The organism is Lentibacillus juripiscarius (genome assembly GCF_042685205.1).
In the GTDB taxonomy this organism is placed as follows: Bacteria; Bacillota; Bacilli; order Bacillales; family Amphibacillaceae; genus Lentibacillus; species Lentibacillus juripiscarius.
Genome location: NZ_JBHUNA010000040.1, coordinates 76,589 through 96,341, shown reverse-complemented (window position 1 = coordinate 96,341; position 19,753 = coordinate 76,589). Strand labels below are relative to the sequence as shown.

Annotated in this window: 19 protein-coding genes; 17 read left to right on the top strand and 2 right to left on the bottom strand. The window is 43.5% G+C overall.

Features of this window, described 5'->3' with window-relative positions:
• Nucleotides 1-333 precede the first annotated feature (333 nt).
• From accB to spo0A, 14 genes are all read left to right on the top strand, one after another.
• On the top strand, nucleotides 334-837 hold the full coding sequence (gene accB / locus ACFSUO_RS15465) for an acetyl-CoA carboxylase biotin carboxyl carrier protein (RefSeq protein ID WP_382395715.1): 504 nt from the start codon (nucleotides 334-336) through the stop codon (nucleotides 835-837).
• A gap of 13 nt (nucleotides 838-850) precedes the next feature.
• Entirely contained in the window at nucleotides 851-2,209 is a 1,359-nt protein-coding gene (gene accC / locus ACFSUO_RS15460) for an acetyl-CoA carboxylase biotin carboxylase subunit (RefSeq protein WP_382395713.1), read from the top strand.
• 4 nt (nucleotides 2,210-2,213) lie between these two features.
• A complete protein-coding gene (locus ACFSUO_RS15455; protein WP_382395711.1) occupies nucleotides 2,214-2,600 on the top strand; it encodes an Asp23/Gls24 family envelope stress response protein in 387 nt (128 codons plus the stop codon).
• A 136-nt stretch (nucleotides 2,601-2,736) separates the two neighbouring features.
• Nucleotides 2,737-3,117: a transcription antitermination factor NusB gene (nusB, locus tag ACFSUO_RS15450; protein ID WP_382395709.1), complete on the top strand. Its 381-nt coding sequence runs from the start codon at nucleotides 2,737-2,739 to the stop codon at nucleotides 3,115-3,117.
• A gap of 100 nt (nucleotides 3,118-3,217) precedes the next feature.
• Nucleotides 3,218-4,078, top strand: coding sequence for a bifunctional 5,10-methylenetetrahydrofolate dehydrogenase/5,10-methenyltetrahydrofolate cyclohydrolase (locus ACFSUO_RS15445; RefSeq protein WP_382395707.1), 861 nt, complete (start codon nucleotides 3,218-3,220; stop codon nucleotides 4,076-4,078).
• On the top strand, nucleotides 4,068-5,426 hold the full coding sequence (gene xseA / locus ACFSUO_RS15440) for an exodeoxyribonuclease VII large subunit (protein WP_382395705.1): 1,359 nt from the start codon (nucleotides 4,068-4,070) through the stop codon (nucleotides 5,424-5,426). The genes ACFSUO_RS15445 and xseA overlap by 11 nt, the downstream gene beginning before the upstream one ends.
• On the top strand, nucleotides 5,410-5,643 hold the full coding sequence (xseB, locus tag ACFSUO_RS15435; RefSeq protein WP_382395703.1) for an exodeoxyribonuclease VII small subunit: 234 nt from the start codon (nucleotides 5,410-5,412) through the stop codon (nucleotides 5,641-5,643). The genes xseA and xseB overlap by 17 nt, the downstream gene beginning before the upstream one ends.
• Before the next feature lie 2 nt (nucleotides 5,644-5,645).
• A complete protein-coding gene (locus ACFSUO_RS15430) occupies nucleotides 5,646-6,530 on the top strand; it encodes a polyprenyl synthetase family protein (protein WP_382395701.1) in 885 nt (294 codons plus the stop codon).
• Between the two features lie 679 nt (nucleotides 6,531-7,209).
• A complete protein-coding gene (locus ACFSUO_RS15425; protein WP_382395699.1) occupies nucleotides 7,210-7,800 on the top strand; it encodes a hypothetical protein in 591 nt (196 codons plus the stop codon).
• Between the two features lie 268 nt (nucleotides 7,801-8,068).
• Nucleotides 8,069-8,893: a TlyA family RNA methyltransferase gene (locus ACFSUO_RS15420; protein ID WP_382395697.1), complete on the top strand. Its 825-nt coding sequence runs from the start codon at nucleotides 8,069-8,071 to the stop codon at nucleotides 8,891-8,893.
• A 57-nt stretch (nucleotides 8,894-8,950) separates the two neighbouring features.
• Entirely contained in the window at nucleotides 8,951-9,400 is a 450-nt protein-coding gene (ahrC, locus tag ACFSUO_RS15415) for a transcriptional regulator AhrC/ArgR (protein WP_382395695.1), read from the top strand.
• Between the two features lie 16 nt (nucleotides 9,401-9,416).
• Nucleotides 9,417-11,132 (top strand): DNA repair protein RecN, encoded by a 1,716-nt coding sequence (gene recN, locus ACFSUO_RS15410; RefSeq protein WP_382395693.1) that lies wholly within the window; start codon nucleotides 9,417-9,419, stop codon nucleotides 11,130-11,132.
• A gap of 130 nt (nucleotides 11,133-11,262) precedes the next feature.
• Nucleotides 11,263-12,585, top strand: a complete 1,323-nt coding sequence (gene spoIVB, locus ACFSUO_RS15405; RefSeq protein ID WP_382395691.1) for a SpoIVB peptidase — start codon at nucleotides 11,263-11,265, stop codon at nucleotides 12,583-12,585.
• Between the two features lie 246 nt (nucleotides 12,586-12,831).
• Nucleotides 12,832-13,620, top strand: a complete 789-nt coding sequence (gene spo0A, locus ACFSUO_RS15400; protein WP_382395689.1) for a sporulation transcription factor Spo0A — start codon at nucleotides 12,832-12,834, stop codon at nucleotides 13,618-13,620.
• A gap of 38 nt (nucleotides 13,621-13,658) precedes the next feature.
• On the opposite strand, the gene ACFSUO_RS15395 is transcribed toward spo0A, so the two are convergent.
• Together ACFSUO_RS15395 and ACFSUO_RS15390 are read right to left on the bottom strand one after the other, a co-directional pair.
• Nucleotides 13,659-15,005: an aspartate kinase gene (locus ACFSUO_RS15395; protein WP_382395687.1), complete on the bottom strand. Its 1,347-nt coding sequence runs from the start codon at nucleotides 15,003-15,005 to the stop codon at nucleotides 13,659-13,661.
• A gap of 47 nt (nucleotides 15,006-15,052) precedes the next feature.
• A complete protein-coding gene (locus ACFSUO_RS15390) occupies nucleotides 15,053-15,292 on the bottom strand; it encodes a DUF2627 family protein (protein ID WP_382395685.1) in 240 nt (79 codons plus the stop codon).
• Nucleotides 15,293-15,525: 233 nt separating this feature from the next.
• Here ACFSUO_RS15390 and ACFSUO_RS15385 point away from each other — a divergent pair, with 233 nt between their 5' ends.
• The 3 genes from ACFSUO_RS15385 to ACFSUO_RS15375 all read left to right on the top strand — a co-directional run bounded on the left by ACFSUO_RS15385 (nucleotide 15,526) and on the right by ACFSUO_RS15375 (nucleotide 19,714).
• Nucleotides 15,526-17,601 (top strand): sigma 54-interacting transcriptional regulator, encoded by a 2,076-nt coding sequence (locus tag ACFSUO_RS15385; protein ID WP_382395683.1) that lies wholly within the window; start codon nucleotides 15,526-15,528, stop codon nucleotides 17,599-17,601.
• 106 nt (nucleotides 17,602-17,707) lie between these two features.
• Entirely contained in the window at nucleotides 17,708-18,616 is a 909-nt protein-coding gene (locus ACFSUO_RS15380; protein ID WP_382395731.1) for a bifunctional enoyl-CoA hydratase/phosphate acetyltransferase, read from the top strand.
• A gap of 3 nt (nucleotides 18,617-18,619) precedes the next feature.
• Nucleotides 18,620-19,714: a Leu/Phe/Val dehydrogenase gene (locus ACFSUO_RS15375; RefSeq protein ID WP_382395681.1), complete on the top strand. Its 1,095-nt coding sequence runs from the start codon at nucleotides 18,620-18,622 to the stop codon at nucleotides 19,712-19,714.
• Nucleotides 19,715-19,753: the final 39 nt, after the last annotated feature.

Below are 19,753 nucleotides of genomic sequence, written 5' to 3'. Positions count from 1 at the left end.
TTCAGTAATTTCAGACCTTAAAATCAATTGTTTGACTTAGCTATTATTTTTTAATGCAACGCTACTGGGCAGTGATAAATCTATGATTCGCAAAAATTGGACAAGATTGCTATAATGGTTACTGTGTAAACGGTTTATGACATATGGTAAATTACTAGGTGCTATTCTGGGTTGAAGTATGGAATGAACTTATCGTAAAATGTTAGAGGTGAGTGTTCAAAAAGGAGATAAAAAGGACCGAGAAGAAATTCGAAGTGTCATTTTCACCGGACTTTTTGAACAACCTCCAGAAGAAGTTATTAGTACCAGTTATTAAACGAAGGGGTGCCAACTATGCTGAAAGTACAGGAAATACGAGAATTAATAAAATTGGTCGACCAATCAGCAATTGATGAATTTACTTATGAAACAGACGAAACAACCGTTACCATGAAGAAATCGGGTGGCAATACGGTCACTGCTGCACCCGCGCCAGCAGCGCCGGCAGAGCGGCCTGCCGAGCCTATTCAATCCTCGGCGCCTGAAGTGAAGGCTGAGCCAGTAGAGAGTTCATCAGAAGAAGCGCCTGCTCCTGCTGCGGAAAAAGCGGCTGATTATGACTATGAAATTGTTTCCCCTATGGTAGGAACCTTTTATACAGCTCCAAATCCGGAAAGCGATCCTTACGTACAAACTGGATCAAAAGTTGAAAAAGATACAGTTGTCTGTATTGTTGAGGCCATGAAACTTTTTAATGAAATTGAGGCGGAAACGACAGGGGAGATTACGGAAATTCTTGCAAAAGATGGAGAGCTGGTTGAATATGGACAGCCGCTCTATAGAGTGAAGCAAAAGTAAGGGGATGTCACGGGTGATTAAAAAACTTCTGATTGCAAACAGGGGAGAGATTGCAGTACGGATAATCCGCGCTTGTAAAGAAATGGATATTGCAACTGTTGCAGTCTATTCTGAAGCGGATAAAGACGCATTGCACGTGCAAATGGCTGACGAAGCCTACTGTATTGGTCCCGCACTGAGTAAAGAGAGCTACTTAAATTTCACGAATATCATGAGTGTTGCCATACTGACCGAAGTGGATGCTATTCATCCCGGTTATGGTTTTCTTGCTGAGAATGCCGATTTTGCCGAGATCTGCAAAGCGTGCAATATTACATTCGTCGGTCCTGCTGCTGAATCTATCCAAAAGATGGGCATAAAAGATGTGGCACGTGAAACCATGAAAGAAGCAAATGTTCCAACTGTGCCAGGTTCGGAAGGAATTATCGAAAGCGAAGAAGAGGCCATCAGAATTGCGGAAGAAATTGGCTACCCTGTCATCATCAAGGCGACTGCAGGCGGTGGCGGAAAAGGAATCCGGGTTGCGGAAACCGAAGAAGAACTAGTGAAAGGGATTCGCGTAACACAGGAGGAAGCCGAAAAATCCTTCGGGAATCCAGGAGTTTATCTAGAAAAGTATATCGAGGATTTCCGGCACGTGGAGATTCAGATTCTGGCAGACAAACACGGCAATGTTCTGCATTTGGGTGAACGTGATTGCACCATTCAGCGAAGGCTGCAAAAGTTAATTGAAGAAGCCCCATCACCTGCGATCACACCTGATATCCGTGCACAAATGGGTGAGGCAGCAGTGAAAGCAGCCAAAGCTGTTGATTATGTTGGTGCCGGCACAATCGAATTTATTTTTGACAGGAAAAGCCAGTCATTTTATTTTATGGAAATGAATACAAGAATACAGGTTGAGCATCCTGTAACCGAAATGATAACGGGTATTGACCTGATCAAGGAACAGATCAAAGTAGCTGACAATGAGCCACTGCCTTTTCGGCAGGATGACATCAGCTTTGATGGATGGGCAATTGAATGCCGTATCAATGCGGAGGATCCGTTTAAGGATTTCATGCCATCACCCGGGGAAATAACGATGTATCTTCCGCCTGGTGGCTCGGGGGTTCGTAATGATTCGGCTGCATATCCGGGCTATCGCATTCCACCGTTTTATGATTCCATGGTTGCAAAACTTATTGCGTATGGAGAGACTCGAAAGGAAGCCATCAACAGAATGAAACGCGCACTTGATGAATTTGTCGTTGAAGGCGTGGATACAACGATTGCCTTCCATCGAAAAATCATGGATCATCCTGTTTTTACAGACGGCAGCTTCAATACGAAGTTTTTGAAAGAAAATCCCATATTAGAAAAGGATGAGTGAGATAATGAGTGAACAGCCACTGCTAAATGTCAGTGATGATGAAAGTCTGGGGACGGTTGAAATTGCTCCGGAAGTGATTGAAGTCATAACAGGCATTGCAGCATCGGAAGTGGAAGGTGTCTCGGAAATGCGCGGCAATTTTGCAACCGGTGTCGTTGAACGGTTTGGTAAAAAGTCACACGGAAAAGGTGTTAAAGTGGACTTGACCGAAAAAGGGATACTGATTGATCTGTTCGTTGTTCTCAATTTTGGCGTTTCCATACCAAAAGTGGCACAGGAGCTGCAGGAAAACATCCGTCATACACTGAAAACGATGACAGCGCTGGAAATAGACGAAATTAATGTTCACGTGGTCGGTATCCAAATGGAAACAGCGGATGAAAGCGAATGAACGTGAACGCGGGAGGCCAAAAGGATTCTTTTGGCCTCCAGCTTGTTTCTAGCGTCAGAAAACAAAAATTATGGATTACTCCAAACAGTCATGTTATGATTTCAGGGAGATAAGAATTTCAAAGGAGTTATGAATGATGAATCGGCATGCAGCAAGAGAAAAAGCATTTCAAATATTGTTCCAGCTGGACATGAACGACAAAGAGCCTGAACAAGCGATGAAAGATCATTTAGAGTCACTTGAAGTCGATCCGTTTATTAAAACCCTTGTCGAAGGAGTTGCGGCAAATAAACAGACAATGGACAGTGTCATTACGGCCAGTCTGGAAAATTGGACAATCGAACGAATTGCATCCGTAGAACGAACGGTATTACGCATTGCTGTTTATGAGATTCGCTGGCAGGAGGATGTTCCTGTCAATGTATCCATCAATGAAGCAGTGGAGCTAGCCAATTTATACGGCGATGAGAAGTCCGGTAAATTTGTCAATGGCGTCCTGGCCAAAGTTACAACATAAACGTCCAACTGGCACACTGCTGCTCGCTGCCTAACGGGACCATGGTACAATGAGTAGCTGCCTGCCGCGGTCTCATTACTAAAAAAGGGAGATGGAGTGTATGACTGCAACTGAAATGAATGGGAAAGAGCTGGCAAAAAAAGTGAGAACAGATTTGGCTGGAGAGGTGCTGCAGCTGAAAGAAAAGGGGATTACACCTCATTTAACAGTTATTATAATTGGAGATGATCCAGCTTCCAAATCATATGTAAGAGGGAAAGAAAAAGCTTCAGCGGAGATAGGCATGTCATCTGACATTATTGCATTGCCATCATCCACTTCGGAACAGGACCTTCTAAATCAAATCGATGACCTCAACAGGAATGAAACCGTGCACGGCATATTGGTGCAGCTTCCTCTTCCGGACCATATAAATGAACAGCAGGTTATTGAATCCATTAGCCCCGAAAAAGATGTCGACGGTTTTCATCCGGTCAACATTGGGAAAATGGTGACGGGAAATAGCACCTTTCTTCCATGCACCCCGTATGGAATTATAACAATGCTTAAAGCCCATGATGTCAGCATGGAAGGGAAACACGCTGTTATATTAGGAAGAAGCAACATTGTAGGAAAACCGATAGGCCAACTGCTCCTGAATGAAAATGCAACCGTAACCCACTGTCACTCCAGAACCGAAAATCTGACAGAGTACACGAAAGAAGCTGACATCCTTATTCTCGCCATGGGAAGGGCAAATGCCATCCGTGGGGAGCATGTGAAAAACGGTGCGGTCATCGTGGATGTTGGGATTAACCGGTTAGAGGATGGTTCCCTGACAGGAGATGCCGACTTTCCATCAGCAGCGGCCAAAGCGTCCAAGATTACACCTGTTCCAAGGGGAGTTGGTCCTATGACAATCACTATGCTACTAAAAAATACGATTAAGGCTGCCAAGGGGCTGTCTGCGGTTGGAAAATAATTATTTAACTGTCACAGCACTGACGAAATATATTAAACGTAAATTTGAAACAGACCCCCATTTAAAGCACATTTGGCTAAAAGGGGAAATTTCCAATTTTAAACATCACAGCCGGGGCCATATGTACTTAACGATTAAGGATGATCATGCACGCATACAGGCAGTTATGTTCGCCGGTAATAATCGCCGACTGAAATTCAGGCCTGAAAATGGCATGAATGTGCTGATAAAGGGCGAAGTCGGTGTGTTTGAACAATTTGGCCAGTATCAATTGTATATCCAGCAAATGGAACCGGACGGACTCGGCTCCCTTTATTTGGCCTATGAGCAGCTGAAGGAGAAACTACATAAACTGGGGTATTTTGACGAACGGCATAAGAAAGAATTGCCTGCCTACCCGCGGCACATTGGTGTCATTACTTCGCCAACAGGGGCTGCTGTCCGTGATATTCTTACAACTATAAAACGAAGATATCCTATTGCCAGGACAACGGTAATTCCAGTACTTGTTCAGGGCCCAAATGCACCGCAATCCATTGCGGACGCAATCAAGAAGGCGAACGAGACCAAACTGTTTGATGTCCTGATTGCTGGCAGGGGCGGCGGATCCATTGAGGAATTATGGAGTTTCAATGAAGAAATCGTGGCCAGTGCGATTTTCCAATCTGCCATACCGATTATTTCAGCTGTGGGTCATGAAACCGATACAACCATCACCGATTATGTGGCTGATGTACGGGCACCGACCCCGACAGGTGCTGCCGAAATAGTTGTCCCGTCACAGCTTGAACTTGCCGAGAAGCTGGATAATCTCGAGCGGTATTTGGCTAAAATGATGACGCAATATGCCACTAGTGCACAGCAGCATCTGAACCGGCTGAAGCAATCATATGCATTTCGCTATCCTGAGCAGCTAATGAAACAAAAAGAACAGGAATTGGACAGACACGTTGATCGTCTTGAAAAAACGGCTTCAATGGAATTGCGGATGAAACGGGACGCATTTCAGCAGTTAACGACAAGGCTTGCAGCACTCCATCCACAACGTCAAATGGACCACGCCAGAAGGGATCTTAAGCAGTATAATAAACAACTAGGTGATTTGATGAACGGTCACCTGGAAAAAAGTGCTGACCGGCTGCAGACGGCTATTGGGAAGCTGTCCCTTCTTAATCCGCTGGAGACGATGAAACGTGGATATGCCATTCTTTATAATCCCACAGGAGAGTTGCTGAAATCAGTTGATTATGTATCCGTAAAAGACCATGTAACCGTGAAACTTGCGGATGGGTTACTTGATTGTCAGGTAATGGACAAAAAGGAGGAGAGCAATGGAGCAGGAGAATAACCATTCTTTTGAGGAAGCAATGCTTGAGCTTGAAAAAATCGTAGAAAAGCTTGAAAAAGGGGACGTTCCATTAGAAAAGGCAATTACTTATTACCAGGAAGGTATGAAACTTTCGAAAGTTTGCAGTGATAAACTGACAGATGTACAGAAAAAAATGACACAAATTATGAATGACCAGGGCGAACTGGAAACGTTCGATGTTCAGGGGGAGGAGTAGCTGTGCAGCAGGAATTGAATAAATTCATGGATGACCAAAAAACGGCTGTCGAGCAGGAGCTTGAACACCAGCTGCGTGAATTGGACATTCCGGAACGTCTGAAAGCTTCCATGCTGTATTCAGTTGAAGCTGGCGGTAAACGGCTCCGGCCTGTTCTTTTAATGGCTGCGTACCATGCGTACGATAATGATACAGATGTGGCCCTTACACCTGCAGTTGCACTGGAGATGATTCATACGTACTCCCTCATTCATGATGACTTGCCGGCAATGGATGATGATGACCTGCGCCGCGGACAGCCGACGAACCATAAAGTGTATGATGAAGCCACGGCGATTCTGGCAGGAGATGCCTTACTGACATACAGTTTTGAGCTGATTTCAAGCGACCCGCAATTATCAGCGAATCAGAAAGTCCAGATTGTGAAGTCGCTTTCTGAAGTGAGCGGGCCAAAGGGAATGGTAGCCGGGCAAGCTCTGGACATGAAAGCTGAACAAAGAGAGATTACACTGGAAGAGCTGGAAACCATACACACGCTGAAAACAGGGGAACTGCTTCGATTTGCTGTTGGCACCGGAGCATATCTTGGCGGAGCCAGCACCGAGCAGATAGCACATTTAGAAAACTTTGCATATTATCTCGGCTTAATTTTTCAGGTACAGGATGATGTTCTTGATGTTACTGGGGACCCGGATAAACTCGGTAAACCGGTCGGCAGTGATGAAGCGAATGATAAAAATACCTATCCGAAGCTGCTTGGACTGGAGGGGGCGATAGAGAAAAAATCCTCCTATGTACAGAGGGCGAAAGAAGCATTGCGCAAGGCCGGTGCAGAGACTTCCTACCTTGCACTGCTTACGGACTATTTCAGTGCACGGGATTATTAATAATCCATAGTAATTTTGTCTGTCCTATGTTATAATAATACTAGTAAAGGAATGGTGCAGTATTCTAGTCAGTCCTCCGTTCTTGAAGGCGGGCCTAAAAATCCGCCAAAGGGCACATCGATGAAGTTCCTTGTGCTGGCTTGAGGCGCCCAGCCTTGGGTCAGTGCTGGGAGTTAAGGTTTTCGGGCGATCCACAAAGGCATGTGGGCGTTGACCCGATTACCGCGGAGGCCCATCTCTGTAGTGGACCCTAAGCCTAGGTTTCGCTATGGAATGGGGTATGAACCTGCATAATAGGGCGTGGGAGCCTTATTTGCAGCGTAGCCTGCCTTGAGTGGTGGTGAGGGGATTAGAGCAATAATAATCAATCCGGGTGGCCAACCGGCTTGGTTATTTAATCTCTATGAAATCATCACTGCAAAAGAGGCTAGGGAACGGTCAAAGACTGCTGAGGAAAACTCCTAGACTGCTCATTGGACATTTAAAAGGGATTATAGTGCGGACTAAGTGGTAATCCAGTCCGGCTTCCGGTGACGGAGTCGAGATGGATTTAAAGGGGAACCGCCTTTATGGCAACATAGGGTATCCATCTGGGAAAACCTACTGGACCTAAGCCGCAGTTTTTACCTTTTAAATGACCATTCCTTCTACTACATATTTTTTTGAATTAGAGGTTAAAATGAAACAGCAAACTAAAAAATCGCTGCATTTCAGTGTTACTATTGCCGTTATCACGTTTGTGTTAGCGGCTATTTTTTCAGTGGTATCTGAATCCATTCTAAGTAATGTGATTTGGATACTTGGACTGGTAATTGTGTTTATCATCGTATTTATTGGTGTTATGTTTGATATGCTTGGCATTGCCGCTACCGCTGCCAGTGAAAAACCTTTTCATGCAATGGCAGCCGAAAAGATTACTGGTGCAAAGGAAGCCGTTAAAATCATCCGTAACGCCGATAAATTTGCCAGTTTCTGTAATGATGTCATTGGTGATATATCAGGTGTTGTCAGTGGTACCGCATCAGCAACTGTTGTACTGCAGATTGCCAATATGTTTGATCAGGGTGACGGATCTACGCTGCAGATTGTTCTATCCGTCATACTGACCAGCTTGGTTGCCGCTTTGACGGTGGGTGGAAAAGCGGTCGGGAAATATGCCGCTATTAATGCTTCCACAGCCCTCATTTTTTTTGCCGGGAAAGTTATCGCATTCATGGAACAGCGCCTGAAAATCAAACTGCTCCCTAATGACAGCAAAACAAGTAAATAAATGATTGATTTATAGAGGTTGTTCAAAAAGTCCGGTAAAAATGACATATCGAATTTCTTCGTTGACTTGTTTCTCCGCTACTCATGAATCTGTAGCAAAAGCGGCTCTTCTGCTAAAACTGCCCACGTCAATAGTCAACTGCAGAAGTCACCACATCCTGTGGAAGTCCGCCTTCCGAAACTGCGTCGCCTCGAAATTCTCGGTCCTTTTTATCCTCCTTTTTGAACACGCACTTATACATTCTACAGGAAGAAAAGGGATAAAAGGAATGGGCAAAAAGCGATTAGATGTATTGTTAGTGGAACGGGATTTAATCAACACCAGAGAAAAAGCAAAGCGGGTCATTATGGCCGGACTTGTTTTCTCAGGTCAGGACCGGCTTGACAAGCCAGGTATGAAAGTGAGTGAGTCTATTCCTCTGACAGTTAAAGGAAAAGACATCCCGTATGTAGGACGTGGCGGATTAAAGCTGGAAAAAGCCATCCGTCATTTTTCCATATCACTAAAGGAAAAGGTCGTGGTGGACGTTGGATCGTCTACCGGCGGATTTACGGATTGTGCACTGCAGAATGGCGCGCGGCTTAGCTTTGCCATTGACGTCGGTTACAATCAGTTGGATTGGAAATTGCGGAATGATGACCGGGTTATTGTAATGGAACGGACAAACTTTCGATATGTTACACCTGATATGCTTAACGATGAAAAGCCAGATTTTGCAGCAATTGACGTATCTTTTATATCACTCAAACTCATATTGCCTGTGCTGAAACAGCTGCTTAAACCGGACAGTGACATTATTGCTCTTATTAAGCCACAATTCGAAGCCGGACGTGAGCAGGTGGGGAAAAAAGGAATCGTCCATGACAAAAAAGTGCATTTGGAAGTTCTCGAAAATGTTATCGGATATGCCCGTCGGGAAGGATACGAGCTGATGGGTCTGACACACTCTCCGATAACTGGCGGTGATGGGAATATTGAGTTTCTGGCTCATCTGGGCTGGGAGAAAGAAGCAGAAAGCATACAAGCGGATATCAGCTTAAATGAAGCAGTAGAAGCTGCCCACCGCAATTTTAGAGAAAAGAAAGATACATGACGGCTCACAGCCTTTTTAACTAGTGATGGGCATCCGAGTTTTTAAATGGAGGCTTTTATGAGTAAAATTCAGCGCCATATTAAAATACGCGAACTTATAACAGAAAAAGAAATTGAAACCCAGGATGAACTTGCCGATCAGCTTAAATCTGCGGGTTATGATGTGACGCAGGCTACCGTATCACGCGACATAAAAGAATTGCACCTTGTGAAGGTACCATCATTCAATGGAAGTTATAAATACAGCCTGCCAGCAGATAATCGCTTCAACCCACTTGATAAATTAAAACGCTTAATCAGGGATGCATTTGTCAAAATGGAGTACACGAGTCATTTTATTGTGTTAAAGACACTGCCCGGTAATGCACATGCCCTTGGTGTCCTGATCGATAATCTCGAATGGGACGAAATTATGGGAACGATTTGTGGTGATGATACTTGTTTAATTATCTGCAGGACGGAAGAGGACCCGGTGGTTATCCAGGACCGCTTTTTAAGTATGCTGTAGCAGCGAGGTGAGGCATGTGCTGACAGAACTGTCTATAAAGGATTTTGCTATCATTGATGAAATGTCGATTACATTTGATGATGGGTTGACTGTTCTTACCGGTGAAACAGGGGCCGGGAAATCGATTATCATCGATGCCGTCCAGCTCCTGGCAGGCGGAAGGGGCTCAGTGGAATACGTCCGGCATGGGACAAGCAAAGCTCAAATTGAAGGACTTTTTACATTGGATTCCAATCAGGAAGAATTGTATGCTACTGCTGATACGTATGGAATCGATATGCAGGACGGCATGATGGTACTGAACCGTACAATCACATCTGGCGGTAAAAGTATCTGCAGGGTGAATGGTAAATTAGTCACCCTTGCTATTCTCAAGGAATTTGGCAAGCGACTGATTGATATACATAGCCAGCATGAAACCCAATCATTAATGGATCCGGAAAATCATATCCGGCTCCTTGATTTATACAGTGAAAAACAGATAGGAAACGCAAAAAAAGAATATACCCGCCTATATGAAAAATTGCTTTCGTTACAAAAAAGGTATAATGAACTAAGCGCCAATGAGCAGGAAATGACGCAGCGTCTGGATTTGCTGCAATTTCAGCAAAACGAAATCGAACAAGCCAATCTCACTCCTGATGAAGATGTGCGGCTGGAAGAGGAGCGCAGCCAGCTTGCGAATTTTGAGCGGATATACAATGGACTGCAGGATGCCTACAACGCCCTTTATGGTGAACAGAGAGGGATTGAATGGCTGGGCATGGCTAACCAATCCCTGCAGAACAGTAGTGAGTATGATTCCTTTATTGCTGAAAAGGCTGAGGAATTATCTAATCACTATTACCTTGTTGAAGAACTGATGTACGAGCTGCGCAATTACGCTGATTCACTCCAATATGATTCAGAGCGATTGAATGAAATTGAATCGAGGCTGTATGAAATTGATCGGTTGAAAAAGAAATACGGTCCTTCTGTGAATGAGATACTGGAATACCTCGGTAAAATCGAGGAAGAAATCGAACAGCTTACAGATAAGGACACACATTTGGCAAAATTTGAAGAACAAATTGCGGAAACATATCAGGATGCATACCTGGAAGCAAAAGAACTTCACGATCTTCGCCAGAAGGCTGCTAAATCGCTGACCGATAATATATACGGGGAACTAGCCGGTCTTTATCTGGAAAAGGCTTCTTTTTCCATATCGTTTGATTCCAAAACTGAAACGGGCACAGAAAAAAATGTGAAATTGCACCGGGACGGATTTGATTACGTTCAATTTCTTATTTCTGCCAACCCGGGCGAACCATTGAAACAGTTGAATAAAGTAGCTTCGGGTGGTGAATTGTCGCGAATTATGCTGGCACTGAAAAAACTGTTTGCCAGACATCAGGGCGTCACCAGTGTTATTTTTGATGAAGTGGACACTGGCGTTAGCGGACGGGTTGCGCAGGCTATTGCCGAAAAGATCTATCAAATCTCCAGGCAGTCCCAAGTGCTTTGCATTACTCATTTGCCACAAGTGGCGGCAATGTCGGATATTCACAAGCTGATTCAGAAATACGAAAAAAATGACAGAACAGCAACCGTTGTTGAAGAATTGAGTGAAAAGGAAAAAATTGACGAGTTGAGCCGGATGATCACCGGGACGAAATTAACAGAAACAGCAAAAGAACACGCCAGGGAAATGCTTGCATTGGCTTCCAATTATAAACAATCAACACAATAGTTTTTATACATTAAAATCCAACCGGGAAAGCTGGTATTTTTTAAAAAGGAAAAGATACACAGCTTTTCTTTTTTTTCACCAGTTTAAAATGGGTGCCGTTCGGTCAAATTAGAAGTACAAAGAGAAATTAATGGTATGGGGTTGGCCGAGGAGAGTGAATTGGGTGAAGCTACACAGCAAAATTCGAATATGGACAGGCATTTTTCTTCTTATTGCAGTACTGGCGCTTCCTTTTTTGAAACCAGTCCAGCAATACCTTTCCATTCCCGACGAAATTGTCACACTAAATAACACTGCATCACCCCTTGACGTGCCTGCACTCGGCACAAATGTGTCGATTGATTCCTCTGGCGAAAGTATCCAAGCCATGGATTCCTCTGTATTTTATCCGAAAGAACAAGGAAATAGTCAGCTTATGTATGAAGCGGCCGGATTTCCGATGAAAAAAGTGGATGTATCGGTGCTTGAGGACATCCGGGTCGTTCCAGGCGGACAATCCATCGGTGTCCAGTTGCATACACTTGGCGTCCTTGTCGTTGGACATCATCAAATTAAAACAGAGGATGGAATGGTGTCTCCCGGGGAAAAAGCAGACATTCAAGTAGGCGATGTTATACTGAAGATAAATGGCGAGAAAATTAAGGAAATGGAAGATGTTAAACCATTTGTGAAAGAAGCTGGTAAAGAAAACAAGGAACTGACATTAACAGTGAAACGGGATAATGAAACCATCGAAACAACGCTTGATCCCGCAAAAGATGAAAAAGAAGGCGAATACCGCATTGGATTGTATATACGTGATTCAGCAGCAGGAATTGGAACGATGACATTTTATGATCCAGAAACCAAAAATTATGGAGCACTTGGCCATGTTATATCTGATATGGATACACAGAAGCCGATTGAAATCCATAACGGTTCCATCGTACGCTCCAACGTTACTTCAATTGAAAAAGGCAATGACGGAGATCCAGGTGAAAAACAGGCAAAATTCTCCGTTAAAGATAAAAAAATCGGTAGTATTACCAAAAACAGCCCTTTCGGTATTTTCGGCAAGTTAAACAAACCTATAAAGAATGGCGAATATGACAAACCAATGCCAATTGCTTTGTCACACCAAGTGAAAGAAGGACCAGCCAAGATTTTGACCGTTCTGGAAGGGGAAGAAGTGGAAGCATTTGACGTAAAGGTTGTCAGCAGTGTACCGCAAAAATTCCCGGCCAAAAAAGGAATGGTCATTCAAATAACGGATGAGGAGCTCCTGAACAAAACAGGTGGGATCGTCCAGGGCATGAGCGGCAGCCCGATTATTCAGGATGGCAAAATAATCGGAGCAGTCACGCACGTTTTTGTTAATGATTCGACCAGTGGCTATGGCGTCCACATTGAATGGATGCTGCAGGAAGCTGGAATCAAAGTGAAAGAACAGTCCAAGAAAGAGGAAGCAAGCTAAATAAAAAAAGCCTGTTACAGGAATTTCATCCTATAACAGGCTTTTTTATGCTACAATAATAATACATTTAAATATTTTTCGACAAACATTGTCAAAAATAATCGAATACCATCGATATTCGAAGTAAAATAGAGATAAAAAAAGCAAAAAGAAAAAAATATAAAGTTTTTTAAATAAAAAAAGGATATTTGGTACTTGTGTCGAATATGTTACGTGGAGAAAGCTCGAATTAAAGGAGGAAACAACGTGGAAAAAATTTCAGTTTGTTTAGTCGATGACAATAGGGAACTTATTCAATTAATGCAAGAGTATTTCGAGGATCAGGATGATATTGAAATTGTAGGAATTGCCCATAATGGACGGGAATGCCTGGAAATGCTTGAAGACACAAAACCTGATGTTCTTGTTCTGGACATTATTATGCCACATATTGATGGGCTGGGTGTTTTAAATACAGTCCGCGGAAGCGAACATAATCAGGATCTCAATGTTATTATGCTGACAGCTTTCGGTCAGGAAGAGGTGATGAAAAAAGCGGTTGATCTTGGGGCATCTTATTTTATTCTTAAGCCATTTGAGCTGGATAATCTGGCTGAACAGATTCGACAGGTACAGGGAGAAAGTTCGAATACGTTAAATCAGCCGGCACCAAAAAAACCGGCAAGCAGAGAACGGAAGAAAAAAGACCTCGAAGCAAGTATTACGAATATTATCCATGAGATTGGAGTACCGGCACATATTAAAGGCTACATGTACTTAAGAGAGGCAATTACAATGGTTTATAATGATATTGAGCTTTTGGGTTCCATCACTAAAGTGCTTTATCCGGACATTGCCAAAAAATATAATACAACCTCATCACGTGTTGAGCGTGCTATTCGCCATGCCATTGAGGTTGCTTGGAGCCGCGGTAATATCGAATCCATTTCAGCATTGTTCGGGTATACGGTAAATATTTCTAAAGCCAAACCGACAAATTCTGAATTTATCGCCATGGTTGCGGACCGTCTGCGGCTGGAACATAAAGCAAGCTAATAAAAAACTGTATGTGCGTTGAAGCACATACAGTTTTTTTAATCAAAATATGTTTTGTATAAAGACTGGATAGCCTGATTGAGTTTATCGGTTTTTACCCCAAACATCATGGAAAGTTCGGATGAGCCCTGGTTGATCATTTCAATGTTGACATTTGCATCTGAAAATGCTGCGGCTGCTTTGTTTGCAATTCCTATCGTGTTATTCATCCCTTCACCAACAACCATAATCATTGCAAAGTCGTAATCAATTGATATCGTATCCGGGTTCAGTTCACTTTTGATCCGCCTAATCACAGCCTCTTCCTTGCCCCGTGTTAGTTGGTTGTCGCGAAAAATGACAGACATTTCATCAATACCAGAAGGAGCATGTTCAAATGAAATGTTTTCTTCTTCCAGTATTTGCAGCAGTTTTCGTCCGATGCCGAGTTCACGGTTCATTAAATATTTACTGATGTATAAACTTGCAAAACCTGTGTCACTGGCAATGCCGACGACACATTTTTCCTGTGGCTTTTTGTCTGCTACAACCATTGTTCCGGGGGCATCCGGATTGCCGGTATTTTTGATGCATACAGGGATTTTTGCTTCGAATGCGGGTATGAGCGCCTCATCGTGAAAAACAGAAAAGCCAGCATAGGAAAGTTCCCGCATTTCTCTGTACGTCAATGTACGTATTTCTTTAGGATTTTGTACAATTGTGGGATTTACCGTATAAACTGAGTTGACATCCGTGAAATTCTCGTATAAATCAGCCTGCACGCCCGCAGCTACGATGGAACCGGTGATGTCTGAACCGCCTCTCGGAAATGTCATTAATTGTCCATCTTTTGTAAAGCCGAAGAATCCAGGTATGACAATAATCCCTTCTTCTTCACGTAAACTGGCCAGAGCTGATAAACTTTCGGGTAAAATTTGAGCATTACCTGGTTCATCACTGACAATAATACCAGCATCTTTCGGGTTCATGTATTTAGCCTGATAACCGGCCATTTCTAGGTATGTACTGACTAATTTGGCCGAACTATCTTCACCAATGGATTTCAAGGCATCCATTTTTGTATGATCAGGCTCATCACTTGAAAGAATTTGCTCTATGGTCTCATCAATTTCCTGTACAATTTGCGCGGGAAGGTGAAGTTCCTCTGCGATGGCAGAAAAACGGTCTATAATGTTTTCCCTCAGCTCTCCGGCCGGTTTATGGGCAAAAGCAGCATTTCCTAACGCGATCAGCAGATCTGTTATTTTGGAATCGCCGCTAAAACGTTTCCCGGGTGCAGAAACGACAACAATTTTCCGGTCGGGGTCGCTTGTTATGATGGATTTAATTTTTTTAATCTGTGTCCCGCTTGCCACGGAAGTTCCTCCGAATTTTGCCACTTTCATAAACATCGCTCCTCCATAATTTGGTTGAGTAAAAATAACGCACTAAATCATTTTTTTCGTCCTGCTTTCTTTTTCTCCTTCCATTTTTTTCTGTCCCGGTGAACGATAAAACCGCCAATAAACGCCAATCCGCCAAGGAACAGCAGCAATCCGGCAGCAAATTGGATCCCCGGATTGATAAATAACGCGTTAAATTCGTTAAACAGGGTGTCACGCATCAGTTTAATACCGATAGCTGCAACAAGCCCGGGAATTAAAAGCAGCAACACTGCAATGATACGGACCATGTCTTTTCTCCTTTAATGAGTTTATGTATGAATCCTTTTTATTAAAGAGGTTATACACACAATTATAGCAACAAGTATAGCAAATTGTTTAAAAAATAGAAACAGGGTGTAACGGATTTTTGGTTCAATGGAAGGCTGAAACATCTGTCACGTTATGCAGGACTATCGTTTGTTTAAATATTTATAATAGAGTATACTTGGATCATGCAAAATATTGCAAGGGTGGGATGCATATGAAACGTGTACTCATAGTTGGTGCTGGTAAGGGTGGAAGTGCACTATTGGACATACTTTCCAATACGGACCGGATGAAAATTGCAGGAGTGATAGATAAAAACCCCGACGCTAAGGGATTAATGATGGCATTGGAAAAAGGCATCCCCACCGGTACCAATTATGGTGAGTGGATCAACAGCGACATTGATATTATTATGGAAGCGACAGGTGATGAGAAGGTGCTTGACGAGCTGCTCGAGAAACGGGGCGAGAAAACGGTCGTTATTCCAGGCAGTGTCGCGTATATCATTTCTGAATTGATGGAAGAAAAAGAAACATTATTGGAACGGCTAAAACTGCAGACGAACAACCAGGAACTGATTCTGAATAACATTCACGACGGCATGATTGTCATTAATGGGGATGAAACTGTCCAGTTTGCCAATAAGAGTGCAGAACGGATTGTCGGTGTATCCAAGGAGCAGATCAAAGGTCAGAGTATAAAAGAAGTCATTTCTGGTTCCAGACTTCCGTATGTCATGCATACCCGCAGAAAAGAGGTAAATCAGAAGCTAGTGCTGGAAAACGGTAAAAAAGTTATTACAACCCGTATTCCCATCATTAATGACGACAATCTGCTGGTCGGTGCCTTTGCCGTATTTAAAGATATTACCGAGGTGATGAACCTCGCTGAAGAAAATACCGACCTGAAAGAAATTAAAACGATGCTTGAAGCCATTATTCATTCGTCCGACGAGGCCATATCTGTCGTGGATGAGAAGGGAATCGGCATTATGATTAATCCTGCCTATACACGCATCACTGGCCTTAAAGAATCAGACGTTATCGGGAAACCCGCGAATGCTGACATTTATGAAGGCGAAAGCATGCATATGAAAGTATTGCAGACACGACGTACTGTACGCGGTGTACGGATGAAAGTCGGGCCCGCAAGAAAAGATGTGATGGTCAACGTTGCGCCTGTGATTGTTGATGGGAAAATAAAGGGCAGTGTGGGCATTCTGCATGATGTTTCAGAAATCCAGAGTCTGACAAGTGAACTGAAACGAGCAAGGCAAATTATTCGCAACCTTGAAGCAAAATATACATTTGATGATATCATTGGACCTTCTTCTGAAATGAAAGTAGCACTTGAGCAGGCTAAAGTTGGTGCTAAAACACCGGCAACAGTGCTCCTTCGGGGAGAATCCGGTACAGGGAAGGAATTGTTCGCCCACGCTATCCATAATGAAAGTGACCGTAAACATAATAAATTCATCCGCGTCAATTGTGCCGCCATTGCTGAAAACATATTGGAAAGTGAATTGTTCGGCTATGAAGAAGGGGCGTTTACAGGCGCAAAACAAGGTGGGAAAAAAGGTTTGTTTGAGGAGGCGAACCTGGGAAGTATCTTCCTTGATGAGATTGGTGAACTGTCACACCACATGCAAGCTAAATTGCTCCGCGTTCTTCAGGAAGGGGAGATTATTCGTGTCGGCTCAACCGATCCCATATCCATCGATGTACGGGTTATTGCCGCAACCAATGTTAATCTTGAAAAAGCTATCATGAATAAGACTTTTCGTGAAGACCTTTATTACCGGCTGAATCGGTTGCCTGTCCATATCCCGTCGCTCAATGAACGCATTGATGATCTGCCGGATTTGACAGAACATCTCATTCAGAAAATCAACCAGGACTACGGACGGAATGTAAAAGCAATTGAAAAAGAAGCTTGCGATTATTTGCAGCGTTATCATTGGCCTGGTAATGTAAGAGAGCTGGAAAATGTTATTGGACGCGCTATGATCTATATGGATATGAATGAAGAAATCATTAAACAGAAACACATTCCTGAAATGGATATATATACTGCCGCCTCAAACTCACAACCGACCGAGCTCCCTCATCATGACAAGACATTAAAGGGCGCCATCGAACAATACGAACAACGGTACATCCGTTCTGTTCTAGAGGAAAATAATTATAATAAAACAAAAACCGCCAGCGATTTAAATATATCAATCCGAAACCTTTATTATAAACTTGAGAAACATGGGATTGACAAAAGTAGCATGCAAAGTCTTTCATAACTGCAATTATTTGCACACCTCGCATCGCACCATAAAAGCGCTTTCATACCTTTAGCTATTGGCACGATTTTTGCCTTTAGATTTATGAGGAAGATAGGTGGATAGAATGAAAACATTGACAGACTTAAGGAAACAGGCGGCGTTTGAACAGAATAAAGTCGTTGCTGTGGCTGGTGCAGCGGATGAACATGTCTTGGCTGCGGTGAAAAAAGCGGTCGATGAAAATATGTGTTCGTTTCGCTTGTTCGGAGCCAAGGCCGATATAGCTTTAGCTGCTGATGCGATTGGCCTGGATTTGGGAAAAGAAGCCATTACCGTAACAGATGCCATTGACCCTGTAATGGTAGCAGTGAAAAATGTCCATGACCAGAAATCAGATATTCTTATGAAAGGAAATGTACAGACGAAACATGTGCTGAAAGCTGTACTGGATAAGGCGTACGGTCTTCGCGGAAGCGGTATTTTGTCACATGTGGCACTGTTTGAGATCCCGAATCAGGACCGGCTCCTTTTTTTGACCGACGCAGCCATGAACATTGCTCCCACTTTGAAAGAAAAAACTGCAATCATAAAAAATGCAGTTCGAATTGCACATGGGATTGGTATTGCGGATCCGAAAACAGCTGTCCTAGCTGCGGTTGAGGAAGTGAATCCGGCAATGCAGGTCACACTGGATGCAGCGGCACTTGCACAGATGCAAAAACGTTCTCAAATAACAGGATGTACCATCGATGGTCCGCTGGCGTTTGATAATGCGGTCTCTTCCCGTGCCGCGGCGCAAAAAGGAATTCAGTCTGATGTGGCAGGGGACGCTGATATGCTGGTAGTGCCGTCCATTGAAGCGGGCAATGCCCTGTATAAATCATTCATCTATTTTTCAGGAGCACAAGTAGCCGCTGTTATTAGCGGTGCAAGCGCTCCAATTGTACTGACATCACGGGCTGATTCCAGTGAGAGCAAATTAAACTCGCTGGCCTTGGCACTCGTTTCCGAAAAAACATTTCAGGGGGTTTGACAAATGGAGATATTTCCATATATGGAAGAAAGTGACTACGAACAGTTAGTATTTTGCCAGGATAAAAATTCCGGACTGAAAGCGGTAATAGCCATTCATGACACGACACTTGGTCCGGCGCTGGGCGGTACACGAATGTGGACATACGACACGGAAGCGGAGGCTATTGAAGATGCGCTCCGTCTCGCGAGGGGCATGACATATAAAAATGCGGCTGCAGGCCTGAATCTTGGCGGGGGAAAAGCCGTTATTATGGGGGATCCGAAAAAAGACAAGAACCCGGAAATGTTTCGTGCTTTTGGTCGCTATATTCAAAGCCTCAATGGTCGTTATATAACTGCGGAAGATGTAGGCACAACTGTTGAAGATATGGACTTAATATACATGGAAACTGACTTTGTCACGGGGACTTCTCCGGAACACGGTTCTTCCGGAAATCCGTCTCCTGTTACGGCTTATGGTGTGTATAAAGGAATAAAAGCTGCAGCAAATGAGGCATACGGCACGGATTCACTTGAGGGCAAAACAGTGGCAGTGCAGGGGGTTGGCAATGTGGCCTATCAATTATGCGAACATTTGCATGAAGAGGGCGCTGACTTAATTGTCACAGATATTAATAAAGAAGCAGTTAAGCGGGCTGTCCATGCTTTTGGTGCCAAAGCGGTTGACCCTGATGATATTTACAGCGCTGACTGCGATATTTATGCACCGTGTGCCCTTGGTGCTACGATTAATGACGAAACAATTCCTCAGCTAAAAGCGAAAGTGATTGCAGGCTCTGCTAATAATCAGCTGAAGTCAGAAAAACACGGAGAAATGATACACGATATGGGAATTGTTTTTGCTCCGGATTATGTCATTAACTCCGGTGGGGTCATTAATGTCTCCGATGAGCTGAACGGCTATAACCAGGATAGAGCGATGAAAAAAGTGGAGACGATTTACGATAATCTGTCGAAAGTCTTTGCAATTTCAAGACGTGATGATATCCCTTCCAATATTGCTGCAGACCGTATGGCTGAGGAACGCATCCAATCATTAAAGGCATCACGCGGTCAGTTTTTAATGAACGGCCATCATACATTAAGCAGACGTTAAGCAAACCTGCAGTAACGGAGGTAAATCGAAGTGACACAC